Annotated in this window: 16 protein-coding genes; 12 read left to right on the forward strand and 4 right to left on the reverse strand. The window is 64.0% G+C overall.

From position 1 onward, the window contains the following. The first annotated feature begins 133 nt into the window (after positions 1-133). A complete protein-coding gene (locus ACVWVY_RS14185) occupies positions 134-361 on the forward strand; it encodes a hypothetical protein (protein WP_456626933.1) in 228 nt (75 codons plus the stop codon). A gap of 742 nt (positions 362-1,103) precedes the next feature. Here ACVWVY_RS14185 and ACVWVY_RS14190 read toward each other — a convergent pair. Continuing rightward, positions 1,104-1,631, reverse strand: coding sequence for a DUF6101 family protein (locus tag ACVWVY_RS14190; RefSeq protein WP_456626934.1), 528 nt, complete (start codon positions 1,629-1,631; stop codon positions 1,104-1,106). A gap of 286 nt (positions 1,632-1,917) precedes the next feature. On the opposite strand from ACVWVY_RS14190, the gene ACVWVY_RS14195 reads away from it, so the two are divergent. The 6 genes from ACVWVY_RS14195 to lpxK all read left to right on the forward strand — a co-directional run bounded on the left by ACVWVY_RS14195 (position 1,918) and on the right by lpxK (position 7,473). After that, positions 1,918-3,318 (forward strand): TldD/PmbA family protein, encoded by a 1,401-nt coding sequence (locus ACVWVY_RS14195; RefSeq protein ID WP_456626935.1) that lies wholly within the window; start codon positions 1,918-1,920, stop codon positions 3,316-3,318. After that, a complete protein-coding gene (locus ACVWVY_RS14200; RefSeq protein ID WP_456626936.1) occupies positions 3,305-4,114 on the forward strand; it encodes a 3'(2'),5'-bisphosphate nucleotidase CysQ in 810 nt (269 codons plus the stop codon). Before ACVWVY_RS14195 ends, ACVWVY_RS14200 begins: the two co-directional genes overlap by 14 nt. 93 nt (positions 4,115-4,207) lie before the next feature. After that, on the forward strand, positions 4,208-4,456 hold the full coding sequence (locus ACVWVY_RS14205; RefSeq protein WP_456626937.1) for a DUF4170 domain-containing protein: 249 nt from the start codon (positions 4,208-4,210) through the stop codon (positions 4,454-4,456). Between the two features lie 12 nt (positions 4,457-4,468). Further along, the gene (locus tag ACVWVY_RS14210; RefSeq protein WP_456626938.1) at positions 4,469-5,182 is read left to right on the forward strand and encodes a lysophospholipid acyltransferase family protein; all 714 of its coding nucleotides are present in this window, start codon (positions 4,469-4,471) and stop codon (positions 5,180-5,182) included. Next, entirely contained in the window at positions 5,175-6,479 is a 1,305-nt protein-coding gene (locus tag ACVWVY_RS14215) for a 3-deoxy-D-manno-octulosonic acid transferase (protein ID WP_456626939.1), read from the forward strand. The genes ACVWVY_RS14210 and ACVWVY_RS14215 overlap by 8 nt, the downstream gene beginning before the upstream one ends. Next, positions 6,472-7,473 carry a tetraacyldisaccharide 4'-kinase gene (gene lpxK, locus ACVWVY_RS14220; protein ID WP_456626940.1) on the forward strand — a complete coding sequence of 334 codons (1,002 nt, stop codon included), beginning with the start codon at positions 6,472-6,474 and terminating at the stop codon, positions 7,471-7,473. Before ACVWVY_RS14215 ends, lpxK begins: the two co-directional genes overlap by 8 nt. A gap of 100 nt (positions 7,474-7,573) precedes the next feature. On the opposite strand, the gene ACVWVY_RS14225 is transcribed toward lpxK, so the two are convergent. Then, positions 7,574-7,801, reverse strand: coding sequence for a DUF2093 domain-containing protein (locus ACVWVY_RS14225; RefSeq protein WP_456626941.1), 228 nt, complete (start codon positions 7,799-7,801; stop codon positions 7,574-7,576). Positions 7,802-7,987: 186 nt separating this feature from the next. Between ACVWVY_RS14225 and ACVWVY_RS14230 the strand changes: the two genes are divergently transcribed. Then, complete coding sequence (locus tag ACVWVY_RS14230; protein ID WP_456626942.1) at positions 7,988-8,815, forward strand: dienelactone hydrolase family protein; 828 nt, start codon at positions 7,988-7,990, stop codon at positions 8,813-8,815. Here ACVWVY_RS14230 and xseA read toward each other — a convergent pair. Then, a complete protein-coding gene (gene xseA, locus ACVWVY_RS14235; RefSeq protein ID WP_456626943.1) occupies positions 8,812-10,437 on the reverse strand; it encodes an exodeoxyribonuclease VII large subunit in 1,626 nt (541 codons plus the stop codon). The two genes, ACVWVY_RS14230 and xseA, sit on opposite strands and share 4 nt — an antisense overlap. 202 nt (positions 10,438-10,639) lie before the next feature. On the opposite strand from xseA, the gene ACVWVY_RS14240 reads away from it, so the two are divergent. The 4 genes from ACVWVY_RS14240 to purD all read left to right on the forward strand — a co-directional run bounded on the left by ACVWVY_RS14240 (position 10,640) and on the right by purD (position 13,891). Then, positions 10,640-11,635, forward strand: coding sequence for an alpha/beta hydrolase (locus tag ACVWVY_RS14240; RefSeq protein WP_456626944.1), 996 nt, complete (start codon positions 10,640-10,642; stop codon positions 11,633-11,635). Between the two features lie 11 nt (positions 11,636-11,646). Then, positions 11,647-12,198: a hypothetical protein gene (locus tag ACVWVY_RS14245; protein WP_456626945.1), complete on the forward strand. Its 552-nt coding sequence runs from the start codon at positions 11,647-11,649 to the stop codon at positions 12,196-12,198. A gap of 1 nt (position 12,199) precedes the next feature. Then, a complete protein-coding gene (locus ACVWVY_RS14250) occupies positions 12,200-12,502 on the forward strand; it encodes a winged helix-turn-helix domain-containing protein (RefSeq protein ID WP_456626946.1) in 303 nt (100 codons plus the stop codon). A gap of 108 nt (positions 12,503-12,610) precedes the next feature. Then, complete coding sequence (purD, locus tag ACVWVY_RS14255; RefSeq protein ID WP_456626947.1) at positions 12,611-13,891, forward strand: phosphoribosylamine--glycine ligase; 1,281 nt, start codon at positions 12,611-12,613, stop codon at positions 13,889-13,891. A gap of 9 nt (positions 13,892-13,900) precedes the next feature. Here the strand turns inward: purD and ACVWVY_RS14260 are convergent, their stop codons facing one another. Continuing rightward, a complete protein-coding gene (locus ACVWVY_RS14260; RefSeq protein WP_456626948.1) occupies positions 13,901-16,048 on the reverse strand; it encodes a hypothetical protein in 2,148 nt (715 codons plus the stop codon). Positions 16,049-16,199: the final 151 nt, after the last annotated feature.

The following is a 16,199-nucleotide window of genomic DNA, read 5'->3' on the forward strand; positions in this document are numbered from 1 at the left end:
CCACGGCGGCGTCGATGGTAGGGCAAGATGAAGCTGCGCTGGCATCCGCGAAAAATCTTGGAAATTCGGGCGCAGGATCAAACGCCCGGGCGGCCGGTATCCCTGTGTGATCGAACTCGCTAGGATAACGAAGATGAAGACGATGCTGATCCTCATCCACATGCTGTACTCGCACGAATGTTGCGAAGATCATCATTGCCGCCCGGTGCCGTGCAACGAGGTGGTCGAGCTCGGCGATGACGGCTGGCGTTGGCGTGACAGGACGTTTCCAAGATGGACGCTGCGCGCCTCGCCCGATGGTAATTGCCATGTCTGCGTCGCCAACATCCCGGTCTGCATCTATCTGCCACCGCGTGCGTAGGAGGATTCCATGATCGCATCGCGAACATCTATTTGGTGATCTAGATGTAATTGCCCCCAACGATGTCTGAGGATGGCACGTTGCGTCATTTCGCGGCGGCGCAATAATCGCTTCGGATTTTCCGAAATCGTGTCAAGCCTGGAAATCAAAAATATTCCGCTTTCGTTCTCACCCAAATCAGTCGCACAACTCCATCCGTCTCACGGCAGATGAGGGGCGCTCGCGATCGTCACGAACGCGCGGTGAGATGCGGTGGACGCTGAGGGCGCGATAGACGTACGCGCCGGAAGCGTACGGCGAAGTCGTGTGGTTCGGGCGCCGCGGTGCTGGCGCTAAGTCCGGGAGAGGTAAAGCTTCTCTCGTGGCGACGGAGGCAAAAGAGCCGTTCTCCGGGGAGAGCACGAAGTAAGCCGTAAAGCCATTGCGCAGGGAAGGCCGGAATGCTCCCGCTGCCCTGTATGCTCGTGTGCAGTTTTGTTTGCGCAAATCGCACGCGAGACCGCGGGTGCAGCAAGCACCCGGTCTTCCCTGCGCCCTCTGTTTTCGGAGGGCGGGAAGTCTCCGGCAAACCTCGGGCGATCAGCGCCGCGAGATCGCAACGTCATATTCAGTCGTCATCACCCGCGAATGCGGGTGATCCAGTATTCCAGAGACGTCAATGATTGAACCGAGGGGCCGCGGCGTACTGGATGCCCCGCCTTCGCGGGGCATGACGACCTTTGTGCGGCGAGGCTTCAGAACCTCAACCCCGCGCGATGATCTCGCGTTCGCCCTGATGGATATTGGCGGGGTTGAGCAGGTCGCCGGCGCGGCGGCGCACCAGAAATTTCGGGCGGCGGGCGCGGATCGCGTTGTGGCGGCGGCGCCGGGCGGCCGGTTCGCTGTGGTCATCTTCCGCCAGCAGCGGCAGCGCGAGGATGTCGCTCCACATCTGCCAAGCGGAGGCGATCTCCTCGTGGTCGGAGCTCACGCACAGGGGAATGTTCAGCGCTGGATCGCGATGCGCCAGCACCAGCATCTGCGCATCGTCGTCGAGACCACGGAGCGCAACGCCGAGAAAGTCGCTGACGCGGACGTTGATCGCCATCCGCATGCCCTTGACGGCACGGTGCAGCACGACGCGTTCGCGATGAAGTTCGATCCTCCGCACGCCGCCGTCTGCGCGGGTGTCGTGCGCATGAAAGCTGAGCGGCAGAGAAAGAGGGTCGAGCCGCATGACACGGCTCGACCCGGCGGGATTGATCCCGCTTGTTGCTGTTTGACGCCTCACGGCTCTCATCTCCCCGCCGGGATTATGTTCCCGGTCGATACGTGAGACCTTAGCCGAGCGATTTCCGTTTCGCCTTAAAAAGCCTGGTTAAGGAGATGTCACCCGCCCTGGATCTGGCCGCATGATTGACAAGACCTTGGCGCGCATGATTGACGAGACCTTGCGCCAATGCCGAAAATGTTTGGCATTCGGTGGCGCAAAATGCTTGATATCCCTGTGAATCAGGCACATCTGGTGGGTCTGCCGATTTCCGCCCGAGCCCCTTCAATTGTCAGGGATTTTGTTTGTGAACTCTTCACCATCCACCGCTTCGCCGCTTTCGCAGGCTCCCGCAACCTCCGATCTGTTCGATCAATCGGCGCTGTCGACGCTGGCGCAGCGGCTGGTTGAGGCCGCCAAGCGCGCGGGCGCGGACGCCGCCGACGCGGTTGCGGTGCGCGGCGTCTCGCAAGGCGTCGAAGTGCGCGATGGCCGGGTGGAGGAATCCGAGCGCTCCGAAGGCGACGATGTCGGATTGCGGGTATTGGTCGGGCAACGCCAGGCCGTGGTCTCGACCAACGATATCTCCGGCGACGGCATCGCCAAGCTCGCCGAGCGGGCGGTCGCGATGGCCCGCGTCGCGCCTGACGACAAATATGTCGGTCTCGCCGATCCGTCGCTGCTGGCGCGTGAGTTCGCCGATCTCGATCTCCTCGACCGCGAAGTTCCCTCGACGTCCGAACTGGAGCGCCGCGCCTGCGAAGCGGAAGCCGCGGGCCTTGCGGTCAAGGGTGTGACCAAATCAGGCGGCGCGTCCGCCTCGAGCGGCATCGGCGGCATGGTGCTGGTGACCTCGACGGGCTTCCACGGCTCCTATTTGCGCTCCAGCCACGGCATCTCGGTGACCGCGATATCGGGCGAAGGCACCGGCATGGAGCGCGATTACGATTTCACCTCGGCCCCGCATGCTTCCGACCTTGCTTCGCCCGAAAGCGTCGGCCGCAAGGCGGGCGAGCGCACCGTGGCGCGGTCCAATCCGCGCAAGGTCGAAACCTGCAAGGTGCCGGTGGTGTACGATCCCCGGGTGTCGGCATCGCTGGTCGGCCATCTCGTCGGCGCCATCAATGGCGCCTCGATCGCGCGCAAGACCAGCTTTTTGAAAGACCGGATGGGCGAGCAGCTGTTCGCGAACAACATCCGCATCATCGACGATCCCTTGCGGGTGCGCGGCCTGCGGTCGCAGACCTTCGACGCCGAGGGCGTACGAGTGAAGAAGCACGCGCTGATCGACGAGGGGGTGTTGACCACCTGGCTATTGGATTGCGCGACCGCGCGCGAACTCGGGCTGGTCACGACCGGACATGCCCATCGCGGCGTCTCGTCCTCGCCGTCGCCGGGATCGTATAATCTGCATCTCGAGCCCGGCGAGATGACGCCGAAAGAGCTGATCTCCGATATCAAGCAGGGCTTTTACGTCACCGACCTGATCGGCTCCGGCGTCAACGGCGTGACCGGCGATTACAGCCGCGGCGCCTCCGGTTTCTGGATCGAGAATGGCGAGATCACTTACCCCGTGAGCGAGGTGACGATCGCGGGCCATCTGCTGCCGATGTTTAAATCGCTCGTTCCTGCCAACGATCTGGAATTCCGCTACGGCGTCAACGCGCCGACGCTGCGCATCGAGGGCCTGACGCTTGGCGGACGCTGACACGGCCGACAGGATCTGGGCGCGCGATGCCGCGCTGTTGAGGGATACCGTGGGCGAGGCCGGCGCGTTGGCCTTGTCGTTGTTCCGCACCGAGCTGAAGAACTGGACCAAGGGCGCTTCGTCGCCGGTCTCCGAGGCCGACATCGCCGTCAACGACCTCGTCGAGCGGCGGCTGCGCGCGGCGACGCCGGACTATGGCTGGCTGTCGGAAGAGAGCGTCGACGATGACAGCCGTCTCGGCAAGGAACTGGTCTGGATCGTCGACCCGATCGACGGCACCCGCGCCTATCTCGCCGGCCGCGAAGACTGGTGCGTCAGCGTGGCACTGGTTGCAGGCTCGGCACCGGTGCTGGCGGCGGTGTTCGCTCCCTCCACCGACGAATTCTTCTTCGCAATCCGCGGCCAGGGGACCACCCTCAACGAAGGGCCGGTGCGTGCTGCCGCAGGCAACGATCTCGTTTTTTCCCGCATGGCCGGACCAAAACCGCTGGTACAGCGGCTGAGTTCGTCACCGGATGAGATCACGCTGCATCCGCGGATCGGATCGCTGGCGCTTCGGCTGTGCCGGGTTGCCGACGGCAGCCTCGATGCCGCTTTTGCCGGCGGTCAGAGCCGCGACTGGGATCTTGCCGCGGCGAATTTGATCGTGCAGGAAGCGAATGGTAGAATGACTGCGCTCTCGGGGGATGCGATTGAGTATAATCGCCGGGAGGTGGTGCACGGGGTGCTGGTGGCGGCGGGACAGGATCGACATGCGCGCATTGTCGAACATTTCCGAAATCGTCCGCTGCCCTGAATCGGTCTAAATCGGTGCCACAAATCATCCCTTCCACGCCGCGATATCTGCTGTCGCTCCTGCTTGCCGGGCATCTCATTAGGAAAGACCATCATGCCAGATAGTGCCCCGCAGCAATTGCTTCATCTCGTCATCGGTGGCGAACTGACCGATCTCGAACACATCACGTTCAAGGATCTCGACCAGGTCGACATCGTCGGCGTGTATCCCAATTACGCATCCGCTCTCGCGGCCTGGAAGGCGAAGGCGCAGCAAACCGTGGACAACGCCCACATGCGCTACTTCGTGGTTCACCTGCATCGGCTGCTCGATCCAGGTCAAGACACGAAGTCCTCTGGTTAAGAAGTCCTGCAGTTGAAACGATTCCTTCGCGATTTGCTGCGCAGCACCTGGGTTCAGCGCGCGCTGGGTGTGCTTGCGGCCGAATATCTGCGGCTGGTGTGGCTGACCAACCGCTTCAGCTACGACCCGGCCGACGTCTATGAGCGGGTCGAGCCGGAGATGCCGGCGATCTTCGCGTTCTGGCACGGCCAGCATTTCATGACGCCGTTCATCAAGACCAAGGACAGCCACCGCGCCAAGGTGCTGATCTCGCGGCATCGCGACGGCGAATTCAACGCCATCGCCGCCGAGCGGCTCGGCATCGGAACCATCCGCGGTTCCGGCGATCATGGCGGCGCCTTTCACCGCAAGGGCGGCGTCGGCGCGTTCCGTGAGATGCTGCAGGCGCTCGCGGACAATTGGAACGTTGCGACCACCGCCGACGTGCCGAAGCGCGCGCGGGTGGTGGGGCTCGGCATCATCATGCTGGCGCGCGAATCCGGCCGGCCGATCATGCCGTTTGCGATGGTGACCTCCAGGTTCATCCGGCTGAGGAACTGGGACTCTACCACCATCAATCTGCCATTCGGGCACGGTGCCGTGGTAGGCATTGAACATGTATACGTGCCGCCGGACGCCGACGCCGAGACTATGGAAAAGCTGCGCCTTCAGGTAGAAGCTTTGCTGAACGAAGCGACTCGTCGCGCCTATAAGGCGGTCGGGCGTCCGGAGGCCGCTCTTGGCTAATTCGCTGCCGATGACGTTGCGCGTCTACCGGAAACTGTCGTACGCGATGGTGCCGTTGTCGCCTGCGCTGATCAGCCGCCGGTTGAAACTCGGCAAGGAAGACCCGGCACGCTTCGGCGAGCGCCGCGGCATGAGTGCCGACATTCGCCCTGCAGGTCCCCTGGTGTGGATTCATGGCGCCAGCGTCGGCGAAGTGCTGGCGGCGGCGGCGCTGATCGAGCGGCTGCGGGCCTTGAACCTGCGCATCCTGCTGACCTCGGGCACGGTGACCTCGGCTGCGATCGTCGCCAAGCGTTTCCCCGCCGACGTCATCCATCAATATGTACCCTACGACTCGCCGCGTTACGTCGCGCGATTTCTCGATCACTGGCGGCCCTCGCTGGCGCTGTTCATCGAATCCGACCTGTGGCCGAACCTGATCCTGTCGAGCGCCGCGCGGCGGCTGCCGATGGTACTGATCAACGGACGGATGTCGCAGCGCTCGTTTCCGCGCTGGCAGCGGGTCCAAGGGACCATCTCGGCGCTGCTCGGCAAGTTCGATGTCTGCCTGGCGCAATCGCAGACCGATGCGGATCGCTTTGCTGCGCTGGGCAGCCGCAACGTCGTGGTGACGGGAAACCTCAAGCTCGACGTTCCCGCCCCGCCGGCCGATGCGAACAAGCTGGATATGCTGATGTCAATGACGCGCGGCCGCCCCGTCGTGCTCGCGGCCTCCACGCATCCCGGCGAAGAGGAGATCCTGACGGAAACACACAAGTCGCTCGCCGGATTCTTCCCAAAGCTCCTGACCGTGATCGTGCCGCGGCATCCCGATCGCGGCGAGGCCATCGCGCGCATGATCTCAGCTTCCGGCCTCAATCCGACCCTGCGCTCGCACGAGGACCTGCCCACCGCCACGACCGACATCTATGTCGCCGACACCATGGGCGAACTCGGGTTGTTCTACCGGCTGGCGCCGATCGTGTTCATGGGCGGATCGCTGGTCGAGCATGGCGGACAGAATCCGATCGAGGCGATCAAGCTCGGTGCCTCGGTCATTCACGGCCCCCATGTCTTCAATTTCACCGACGTCTATGAAGCCCTCGATGCCGCCGGCGGCGCGCGGCGGGCCGAAACGCAGGAAGCGCTGGTCAAGCAGTTCGGACAGATGCTCGCCGATCCAAAGGCGCGCGAAGCCGTGCTGACCGCATCCGAGCGCGTGGTCGGGCAACTCGGCGGCGCGCTGGAGCGCACGCTCTCTGCGCTCGAGCCGTATTTGCTGCAGTTGCGGATCGAGATGGGAGCCGCCAATGCGTGAGCCAGGCTTCTGGCACGGCCCGGCCTCGCTCAACGCGCATCTCCTGAAACCGCTCGCCGCACTCTATGGCGCCATCGCCGCGCGGCGCCTGCAGCGCAGGGGATTGAATGCCGGCATTCCGGTGCTCTGCGTCGGCAATTATCACGTCGGCGGCGCTGGCAAGACGCCGACCGTGCTGGCATTGGCCAAGCTGCTGCGCGAGCTCGGCGAGACGCCGGTCGTGCTCAGCCGCGGCTATGGCGGGAAGCTGCGCGGGCCGGTCAGGGTCGATCCGGCCAGGCATGCGGCTTCCGATGTCGGCGACGAGCCCTTGATGCTGGCGGGTGTGCTGCCGGTGGTGGTGTCGCGCAAGCGCGCGGACGGCGTGCCGTTGGCGCGCGCGCAAGGCGCGACCGTGATCCTGATGGACGACGGTTTTCAGAATCCGTCGGTCGTCAAGGATGCCTCCCTGATCGTGATCGACAGCGAGCGCGGGCTCGGCAACGGGCAGGTATTCCCCGCCGGCCCCCTGCGCGCGCCGCTGCCGCCGCAACTGGCGCGTACCGACGCGCTCATCGTCGTCGGCAAAGGCAATGCTGCCGGGCAGATTGCGGCCGAGATTGCGGCGCAGGGCAAGCCGGTGTTATCGGCGCATCTGAGGCCGGATGAGGCGCAGGTCGCGCAGCTTCGGGGCAAGCGCGTGCTGGCGTTCGCCGGCATCGGCGATCCCGCGCGATTCTTCAACACGCTGCGCGCCAGCGGCATCGACGTGGCCGGGCAGCGCGCCTTCGCCGATCATCATCCGTATTCGCAAGCCGAGATCGAAAGCCTGATCGCGGAAGCCAGACGCGACGAGCTGATACTGGTGACGACAGAAAAGGACCTGGCGCGGCTGCGTGATCGGGCGCAGCAAATCGTGCCGTTCAGGGTGACGCTGGAGTTCAACGATCCGGCGCTGCTGCGGAAGTTCGTCGCCGATCGGCTATTCAAGGCGCGAGAGGCGAAAGAACCGTAACTTCGTAGGGTGGGCAAAGCGAAGCGTGCCCACCATTCAAGACAATGCTCGACGATAGATGGTGGGCACGGCGCGGCGCGCCTTTGCCCATCCTACGAAATCAGCCCTGCGTCTTCAGCGCACCCGGAAAATGCCGTTGCAGCACGGCGGTCGGAACCGAATACGCCTCCTGCAGATCGACGCTCCAGTACTTCAATTCGTCGAGCGGGATCCGCACGTCTGATACGGCGCAGCGCACATAGGTTCCGGGCGAGATCACGCGGAAATCGCCGTCCAGATATTGCACCTGCGCTTCGCCATGGCCGGAGGGGCCGAATTTATTAAGCACCGTATAACTCTCCGATCGGCCGGCCCGCGAGGCTGGCCTCAAGTGTATTTTCCGGATTCGATCTATCATAAATAGGTCGTACTGTCCGCCCCGGAAACTGACCTACTTGTGATGATTTTGTGCCCACCTGCATGATAGCGTGAATTTCACCGTGCCCGCAGCGTCATACCGATCCGACAGAGACCGATGCGCCTGTTGTCAGCAACGCTATTCCTGACGCTCCTTGCTGCGGCCTGCACGGCCGGTGCCGCGCCGTTGCCGGCCCCGGTCGATATCCCGGGGAGCGGCCTGACCCTGCATGCCCAGCTCTACAAGCCCGAGGGTGACGGCCCGTTTCCCACCGTGATCGCGCTGCATGGCTGCGGCGGATTGGGTGGACCATCGGAGCCGGTACAGTCGCGCTATCGCGACTGGGCAGAACAGCTGTTGAAGAGCGGTCACGCCGTGCTGCTGCCGGACAGTTACGGTTCGCGCGAGCTTGGCCCGCAATGCCGCGTCAAGGAGCGCCGCGTGCTCGCCCGCCGCGAGCGGGTGGCCGATGTCAATGCATCGCGGCAATGGCTGTTGCAGCAACCCTGGGCCGCGCGGGACCGGATCAGCCTGATGGGATGGGCGAACGGCGCCAGCGCGGTGCTGTGGGCGGTGCGCCCGCAATCGTCAGCACGCGGTATCGAGCCGGATTTCCGCTCGGCCATCGCATTCTATCCGGATTGCCGCGTCTCCTCCGGTCTCGGCTGGAGCACGCGGGTGCCGACGCTGCTGCTGATCGGCGCGCAGGACGACGTCAGTTCGCCGGCGGCCTGCCGCCAGGTGGTGGAGGGGGCCCGCGGCCGCAGCGCGCTGGCGCAAATCGTGGTCTATCCCGGTGCGCCTCACGATTTCGACCGCGCCAACCTGCCGCTGCGGGCGATCGCAGGCTCCGACGCCGCGCTGCCCGAACGCGGTCATATCGGCACGGATGCGGACGCGCGCAAGGACTCGCAACGGCGCGTCACGGAGTGGCTGGCGCGCTAGAACAGACTTCCCTGATCAACCGGCTTGGCCAGCCGCTTCGGCGCCGCCGCCGGCTTCGCCTCGTGTGGCGAAGCTTTCGGCGTACTCGCGGCGGGCGCCGTTGCCTGAGGCCGATCGGCATCCGCGATGGCGCCGACGCGGCCGTCGGCGAATTCGATGGAGAGATGTGCGCTCGGTTCGATCGCGGCGGCGGCGTGCACGGCGTGGCCATGCTCGTCGCGCACCAGGGCAAAGCCGCGCGCAAGCACGCCGCGGTAGGACAGCGCCGACAACAATTGGCCGCTATGGGCGACGCGCGCTTCGAGACGCTGCATGGCGGTCAGAAGCGCGCGGCGGGCCCGCTCGGCCAGCCGTTGCGCGCGCTCGCGATCACGCGCGATGGCGTTGCGCTGCGCCTGGGCGTTGGAGAGCTTTGAGGCCTTCAACCTGACCTCCAGCCCGGCAAAGCGGTCCCGCCGGCTGCGCAGCAGGGCGTGGGCGGACAGCCTGATGCGTTCGCCCGACACCGTCAGGCGGTGATTGGCTTGGGCAACCTGTCCGCGCAAAACCTTCAGCGTCAGCCCCGCGGCGAGATGCGCAAAGCGGCGATGGTGGGCGTGCGTATTGGCCTTCAGGCCGCGGGGCAGGGCGGCGCCGAGATGATCCAGCCGCTGCCTTGGGATCGCGAGCAGTTCGCTCAAGCCCGGCAGGGCGCGCGCGGCAGCGCGCAATTCATTGCGGCGGCTCTCCTGCCCGCGCTGCCAGCACACCATGGTGCGCCGCGCGAGACTCTCGACCTCGACGAATAATTCGCTGCGCACGGGCACGGCCATTTCGGCCGCGGCTGTCGGCGTCGGTGCGCGCTTGTCGGCGGCAAAGTCGATCAGCGTGATATCGGTCTCGTGGCCGACGGCCGAGATCAGCGGGATGATGCTGTCGGCGGCGGCGCGGACCACGATCTCCTCGTTGAACGACCACAGATCCTCCAGCGAGCCGCCGCCGCGCGCGACGATCAACAGATCCGGCCGCGGAATCCTTCCCGCCTCGGGCAGCGCGTTGAAGCCGCGGATGGCCGCGGCAACCTGTTCGGCCGAGCCTTCGCCCTGGACCTTGACCGGCCACACCAGCACGCGGCGGGGAAAGCGATCCTCCAGCCGGTGCAGGATGTCCCGGATCACGGCGCCGGTCGGCGAGGTGACGACGCCGATCACCTCCGGCAGCCACGGCAGCAATTGCTTGCGCGCCTCGTCGAACAGCCCCTCGGCCGCGAGCTTCTTCTTGCGCTCCTCCATCAGCGCCATCAGCGCGCCGATGCCGGCCGGCTCCAGCGCCTCGATGACGATCTGGTATTTCGAGGAGCCCGGATAGGTCGTGAGCTTGCCGGTGGCGATGACCTCCAGCCCCTCCTGCGGCTTGAACCGCATCCGGGCGTGGGCGAATTTCCAGATCACCGCCTCGATCTTGGCGCTCTCGTCCTTGAGCGCGAAATAGCAATGGCCCGAGGAGTGCGGCCCGCGGAAGCCGGAGATTTCGCCGCGGACGCGGACATGGCCATAGGCGTCCTCCACCGTCCGTTTCAGGGCGGAGGACAGCTCGGAAACGGTAAATTCCGGCGCGTTGATCAGGTTTTCGGCAGCAGGCATTGGCAACTGATTCGGGCGTTTGGGGTGATGACGCAAGGTAGGGATTTTTGGCCATGGCCGCCAATCCGATCCCCGCCAAACCGAAGTCTCTCGGCAAATCTCAAGCTGGTTTCCGCAAAATCCCCGCCGGGTAAGCCTTGCGGAACCATATACTCTGTTGTACAGAGTTCTCTATATTAGATAGAGAAAGGGCTTTTTCATCATGGCGGCGAAGATTGTGTCGGGACTTTTCAAGCTGGTGATCTTGGGTCTCGCCGGCGCAGGGCTGGTCACGCTGCTGCTGGTCGGCATGATCTCCCGGCCGTTGGCGAAGCCGCCGACCCTGGCCTTCATTTCCGAAACGGTACGGGCAGGAGATCGCGAAGGCATTCCGCCCTTGCTGTATTTTCAAGCCCGTGACGGATCGAGGCTTGCTTATCGCCGCTACGTCCCACGTGAGCCGACAACGGGCCGCGTCGCGGTTCTGGTCCATGGGTCATCCGGTTCCAGCCTTGCGGTGCATCCGTTGGCCAAGGCCCTTGCCGCTCGCGGGGTCGAGAGCTTCGTGCCGGATATTCGCGGTCACGGTTCGTCCGGCATGCGCGGGGACATCGGTTATATCGGCCAGCTCGAAGACGACATGGCGGACCTCGTCGGATTGATCAGAACGACCATTCCATCCACACCGCTGACATTGGTCGGGCATTCGTCGGGCGGCGCGTTCGCCTTGCGGGTGGCGGGTTCGCCGATGCAGAACCTTTTCACGCGCACCGTGCTGCTGTCGCCGTATCTCGGCACCAAGGCGGCCTCCAGCCGGGAAAACGCCGGTGGTTGGGCCAGTCCGAATATGCCGCGCATCATTGCCTTGAGTGTCCTGCGAGCTGCTGGCATTGCATGCTGCGAACAGCTCCCGGTGATCGCCTTTGCCGTGCCGCCCAATACCACCCGCATTCTGACCTCGGAATATTCCTTCCGCCTGCTGGCGAACTTCGGCACGCATCGTGACTATCGCGTCGATCTCGACGCCGCCAAAGGCCCGCTGACGCTCATCGCCGGCGCCAATGACGAACTGATGTTCGCCGGCAAGTATGAGGAAACGGTCCGTCGCTCGCCAACGGCGAACATCGATGTCCGCATCCTCGACAACACCAATCACATGGATGTCGTCAGCACGGCCGCGGCAGTTTCCGTGATATCGGAAGATATCGCAACCCGGTGAGACTTTAGATCATGATCGACAGCCATCAAGCGAGTTCGGCGCTTGCCGACATCACGGACATCGCACGGCGGGTGCGCCAATCGCGGTTTTACCGGCACGCGAGCTCGATGCTGATCCTGTGGGGCGCGCTGACGTTCCTGGGACACGCATTTGCGTTCGGCATGCCGTCGCTCGCGGGCTACGGGTGGGTTGCGGTATTCATCGCGGGCGTCGCGGGCTCGGTGTTGATCGGCGCCCTGAGCAGGAAACGCGCAGGCGTGAATACGTTCGACGCAAGGGCGACGGCGGCCATTGTGGTATTCATCGCTTTCGGCGCCATCTGGAGCGTCGGTTTCGGCCAGTTCACCCCGCGCCAGCTCAGCGTATTCTGGCCGACCTATTTCATGCTGCCCTACATCATGGTCGGCCTGTGGCTGGGCAGCGCTTGGGTCGCTATCGGGACGACCATCATCGTGCTGACGCTGATCGGCTATTTCTATGCCGGCCCGTGGTTCGGATTGTGGATGGCGCTAGTCAATGGCGGCGGGCTGCTGCTCGGCGGGTTCTGGATGCGGCGGAGCTGACATGGCAGCGCTCGACGAGGTCATCCACCAACCGTTGCGGCTGCGAATCATGGCCGCGCTGAACGCGCTGCCATCGGGCACAGGGCTCGAATTCGCCAGGCTGAAGCAGCTCACCGGCGCCACCGATGGCAATCTCGGCGCCCATATCGAGACCCTGTCGAAGGCCGGCTATGTCGCGGTCGACAAGGCCTTTGTCGGCAAGAAGCCACAGACCACTGTGACGGCCACGGCCTCCGGGCGGGGCGCCTTCGCCCGCCACGTCGCGATGCTGCAGGAAATCATCGCGGCCTCGGGCGGCAAATAGCGCCGAAACACCTCTGCACAACGGTTATTCTGCCGTCCGGTCCCCTTGCGGCGAGGGGACGTTTTGTGCGACCGAAACCGCATATCGTCCTCGCATCTGGCTCCAGTCATGAACATCCTTCTGCTCGGTTCCGGCGGCCGTGAACACGCTCTCGCATGGAAGATCGCCGCTTCCCCGCTGCTGACCAAGCTGTGGTGCGCGCCGGGCAATGCCGGCATCGCGCGGGAAGCCGAATGCGTGGCGCTGGATATCGCTGACCATCCGGCGCTGATCGATTTCTGCAAGCGAAACGCCGTCGATCTCGTCGTGGTTGGCCCGGAGACGCCGTTGGTGGCCGGGATCGTCGACGATCTCGCGAAAGCCGGCATCAAGGCGTTCGGACCGAGTAAACAGGCCGCCCAGCTCGAGGGGTCCAAGGGGTTCACCAAGGCGCTCTGCACCGAATTCAACATTCCGACCGGCGCCTATGGCCGCTTCACGACGGCTGACGATGCGCTGGCTTATGCGCGCGCGCAGGGCGCGCCGATCGTGGTCAAGGCGGATGGCCTGGCCGCCGGCAAAGGCGTTGTCGTCGCCCAAACGCTTGATGAAGCCGAGGCGGCCATTGCCATGATGTTCGACGGCGCGTTCGGCTCGGCCGGCACGGAAGTCGTGATCGAGGAATTTCTCGCAGGCCGCGAGATCAGCTTTTTTGCGCTGTGCGACGGCGAAACCGCTATCCCGCTGGCCTCTGCCCAGGACCACAAGCGCGTGTTCGATCACGACGAGGGACCGAACACCGGCGGCATGGGCGCCTATTCGCCGACACCGTTCGTGACGGCTGAAATTCACGACCAGATCATGGCGCGGATCATCCTGCCGACGGTCGCGGGCATGAAGGCGCGCGGCACGCCGTTCCGCGGCGTGCTCTACGCCGGCGTGATGCTGACGGAGCAGGGGCCAAGGCTGTTCGAATACAACGTCCGCTTCGGCGATCCCGAATGCCAGGTGCACATGCTGCGGATGATGTCCGACATCGTGCCGGCGTTTCTGGCGGCCTGCGATGGCGAACTGAAGCATTTCGACCTGCGCTGGTTCCCCGATCCGGCGCTGACGGTTGTGATGGCGGCGAAGGGTTATCCCGGCGACTACAAGAAGGGCACGCGCATCGAGGGTCTCGATGATGCGGCGAAGATCGAGGGCGTCGAGATTTTCCACGCCGGTACGGTGGCGAAGGATGGTGCGGTCCTCGCCAACGGCGGGCGCGTGCTGAATGTCTGTGCGATGGGCAAGACCGTGCTGGAGGCGCAGCAGCGTGCCTATGCGGCGGTGGATCGCATCAAATGGCCCGATGGTTTCTGCCGCCGCGACATCGCCTGGCAGGCGGTGGAGCAGGAGAGGGCGGGCTAGAGTTTGGCGTCATCTCGGATTCGGATGACCATCGAGGCGAAGCTGATAGACGAAATAGGTCGGCGTACAAAACCCGATCTTGCGGGTTCTCAAGCTGTTCAGGGCCTGCGCACTGACGTTAAACTTCGCGCCGGTCACGAAATCAGGCATCTCCTGGCAGATGTAGTCTTCGCGGCAAAACCGCGATGGCGTGCAGGTGTTGAGGAGGCCGCGGCCGACGCCGGCGGCGAAGATACCGCTGTCGAAATAGCCCTTGGCCATTTGTTCAAAGCCCTTGCCGCCGACGACCGCGCAGATTTCGTTGGGCATGCTGCCCGGCCGGATGACCGACAAATTCGCCTCTTCAGGCTTGCAGGGACGGGTGATGCGGCCCAGCGGTACGCCGATTTTGGTTGGCCGGCAGTTGTAGTCGTATCCGCTCAATTTTCCTTCGGGGATTTTGTAGACGAGCTCTTCCTTGCCGACACGGTCGGTGAACGAGCGCAGGTTGAAACCGAGCGGATCCCTTGCGGCATTCTTCGCGGTCGAGTCGTCGATGGCGTTCGAGCGGCAGCTCAGGCCTGCTGAGATGTTCTGGGCAGCGGGCATGCACTGGCCGAGATGGGAGGAGGCCGACGCGTTCGTCACCATCGGCTGGCAACTGAGGTTGCGCGCGGCATTGCAGCTCCATTTTGCAGTGTTCGCGAGATCCGCATTCAAAGGGCACGGCATGCTGTCGCCGGCGGCAGCGTAGGCCGGACTTGCATTCTCCCAGGCCGCCGCGGGCGCGGACGGATGCGGGCGATAAGTGTTCGGTGCCTGTCCCAGCGCAACGCGTTCGACATAGTCCTTTCGGCGGGCCAGTTCGGCGTAGACATGGGGCGAGAACGGCAGTTGCAGTTTGTTGCCGTCGAGCGCGGCCTTGATCGCATCCGCATCGCGGCCGAGATCGAACCGGTCCACGCCGAGGAAATGGAAGCCGGCGGTCGACGACGATTGATGGCAGCCCATGCAGGACGAAGTATTCAGCCGTTCGAGCAGGCCCGCGCCAGACTGCACGAATTTGAGCGACTTTGCCGGATCGCCCGCCGCCACGACGAGCTGCGCCGCCTGCTCCTTGCCGACCACGAGATCGAACGGACGGTTGGCCACGCGCGCGCTGCCGGCAGTGGAAAAACTCAGCGCGACGTCGGCTTGCAGGCTCTCCGGCATCCTGAATGCGCCGTTGTCGATCTCAGCCATGTGGCTCGAAAGGTAATCCTGCAATTGCTTCTGCTTGGCGGGATCCTTCAGGATCGCCTGTACGTCGGGCGTATTTTCCAGTTTCGTCGGCTGAAATTTCCCATCCTTGAGCGCGAAGATCCGCATCCAGTAGATCGCCTGGCCGGCGAATTTGCGGTTCTCCATGTTCTCCAGGTCAGAGGGAAAGCGCACCACCTGCGCGTTGAGCTCCATCTGCTTGAAAATCAGTCTCGAAAAATCCAGCGGCCCCTGCAGCAGGCGTTGGGCAATCACGGCCGGATCGTCATTGTCGATGCCCTGGATGCGCCAGAGGGACGCTATGTCCTGGCACTTCCTGCCGTCATCCGCATAACTGAACACCATGTTCACGGTGAACGGCATGCGCGACGCGTAGGTCTTGCCGTTCATTCGGACTTCGTAACCGAGCCGGTAGATGAACCGCAGTTCGCCGCAATAGGCGGGATCGAAATCGCGGCGATCCATGCGATTGACCACACCCGACAGGATGAACAGTCCGTCGCCGGAGCCGAGCCATTTCTCGTTGAACACGCGGGCGACATTGCCGTTCAGCCGCAGCGTCTTTCCTGCCTCCGTTCTGGCAGACTTCGGATCATAGGTTTTGAGGATTTCCTTTTCCCAGTCGACGCCGAGGCCTGTGGTGATTCGATTGATGTCGGCGGACATCACGCTGGCGAATTGCGCGTAGGTCTCGTTGAAACCCGACAAATCGCTGGCGCGCGTCGGCCCCGCCGCGATAGCTGGCAGCGGCAGCTTCTGCGCCGCGTGAACCTTTTTAAATAGAGTGACCAGGGAGAGCGGCGATGAATTGTCTCGATCGAGCGCCGCCAGCAGGGGCGCCTGGCTGATCAGGGTCGTGACCTCTGTGGAAGCCTGCGGAGACTGGGCGAAGCAGGGCGAAACGGCGAGGATCAGCAAACAGATTATCGAGATGGCACGCATCTCTGATCTGTACTACGGCGGATGGTGTTTTACAATTTTGGGGACGATCCGGGAGCGTAGGGTGCGCAAAGCGAAGCGTGCCCACCACCTCGATCTTGGTCCGCAAGGGTAGGCACGGCACTTCGCA

This window comes from Bradyrhizobium sp. URHC0002 (assembly GCF_054059515.1).

Excerpts from the sequence above, each read along its gene's own strand:
- xseA (WP_456626943.1), bottom strand. The coding sequence starts at position 10,437 with ATGCCTGCTGCCGAAAACCTGATCAACGCGCCGGAATTTACCGTTTCC.
- ACVWVY_RS14245 (WP_456626945.1), top strand. The coding sequence starts at position 11,647 with ATGATCGACAGCCATCAAGCGAGTTCGGCGCTTGCCGACATCACGGAC.
- ACVWVY_RS14240 (WP_456626944.1), top strand. The coding sequence starts at position 10,640 with ATGGCGGCGAAGATTGTGTCGGGACTTTTCAAGCTGGTGATCTTGGGT.
- ACVWVY_RS14250 (WP_456626946.1), top strand. The coding sequence starts at position 12,200 with ATGGCAGCGCTCGACGAGGTCATCCACCAACCGTTGCGGCTGCGAATC.
- purD (WP_456626947.1), top strand. The coding sequence starts at position 12,611 with ATGAACATCCTTCTGCTCGGTTCCGGCGGCCGTGAACACGCTCTCGCA.
- lpxK (WP_456626940.1), top strand. The coding sequence starts at position 6,472 with ATGCGTGAGCCAGGCTTCTGGCACGGCCCGGCCTCGCTCAACGCGCAT.
- ACVWVY_RS14185 (WP_456626933.1), top strand. The coding sequence starts at position 134 with ATGAAGACGATGCTGATCCTCATCCACATGCTGTACTCGCACGAATGT.
- ACVWVY_RS14205 (WP_456626937.1), top strand. The coding sequence starts at position 4,208 with ATGCCAGATAGTGCCCCGCAGCAATTGCTTCATCTCGTCATCGGTGGC.
- ACVWVY_RS14230 (WP_456626942.1), top strand. The coding sequence starts at position 7,988 with ATGCGCCTGTTGTCAGCAACGCTATTCCTGACGCTCCTTGCTGCGGCC.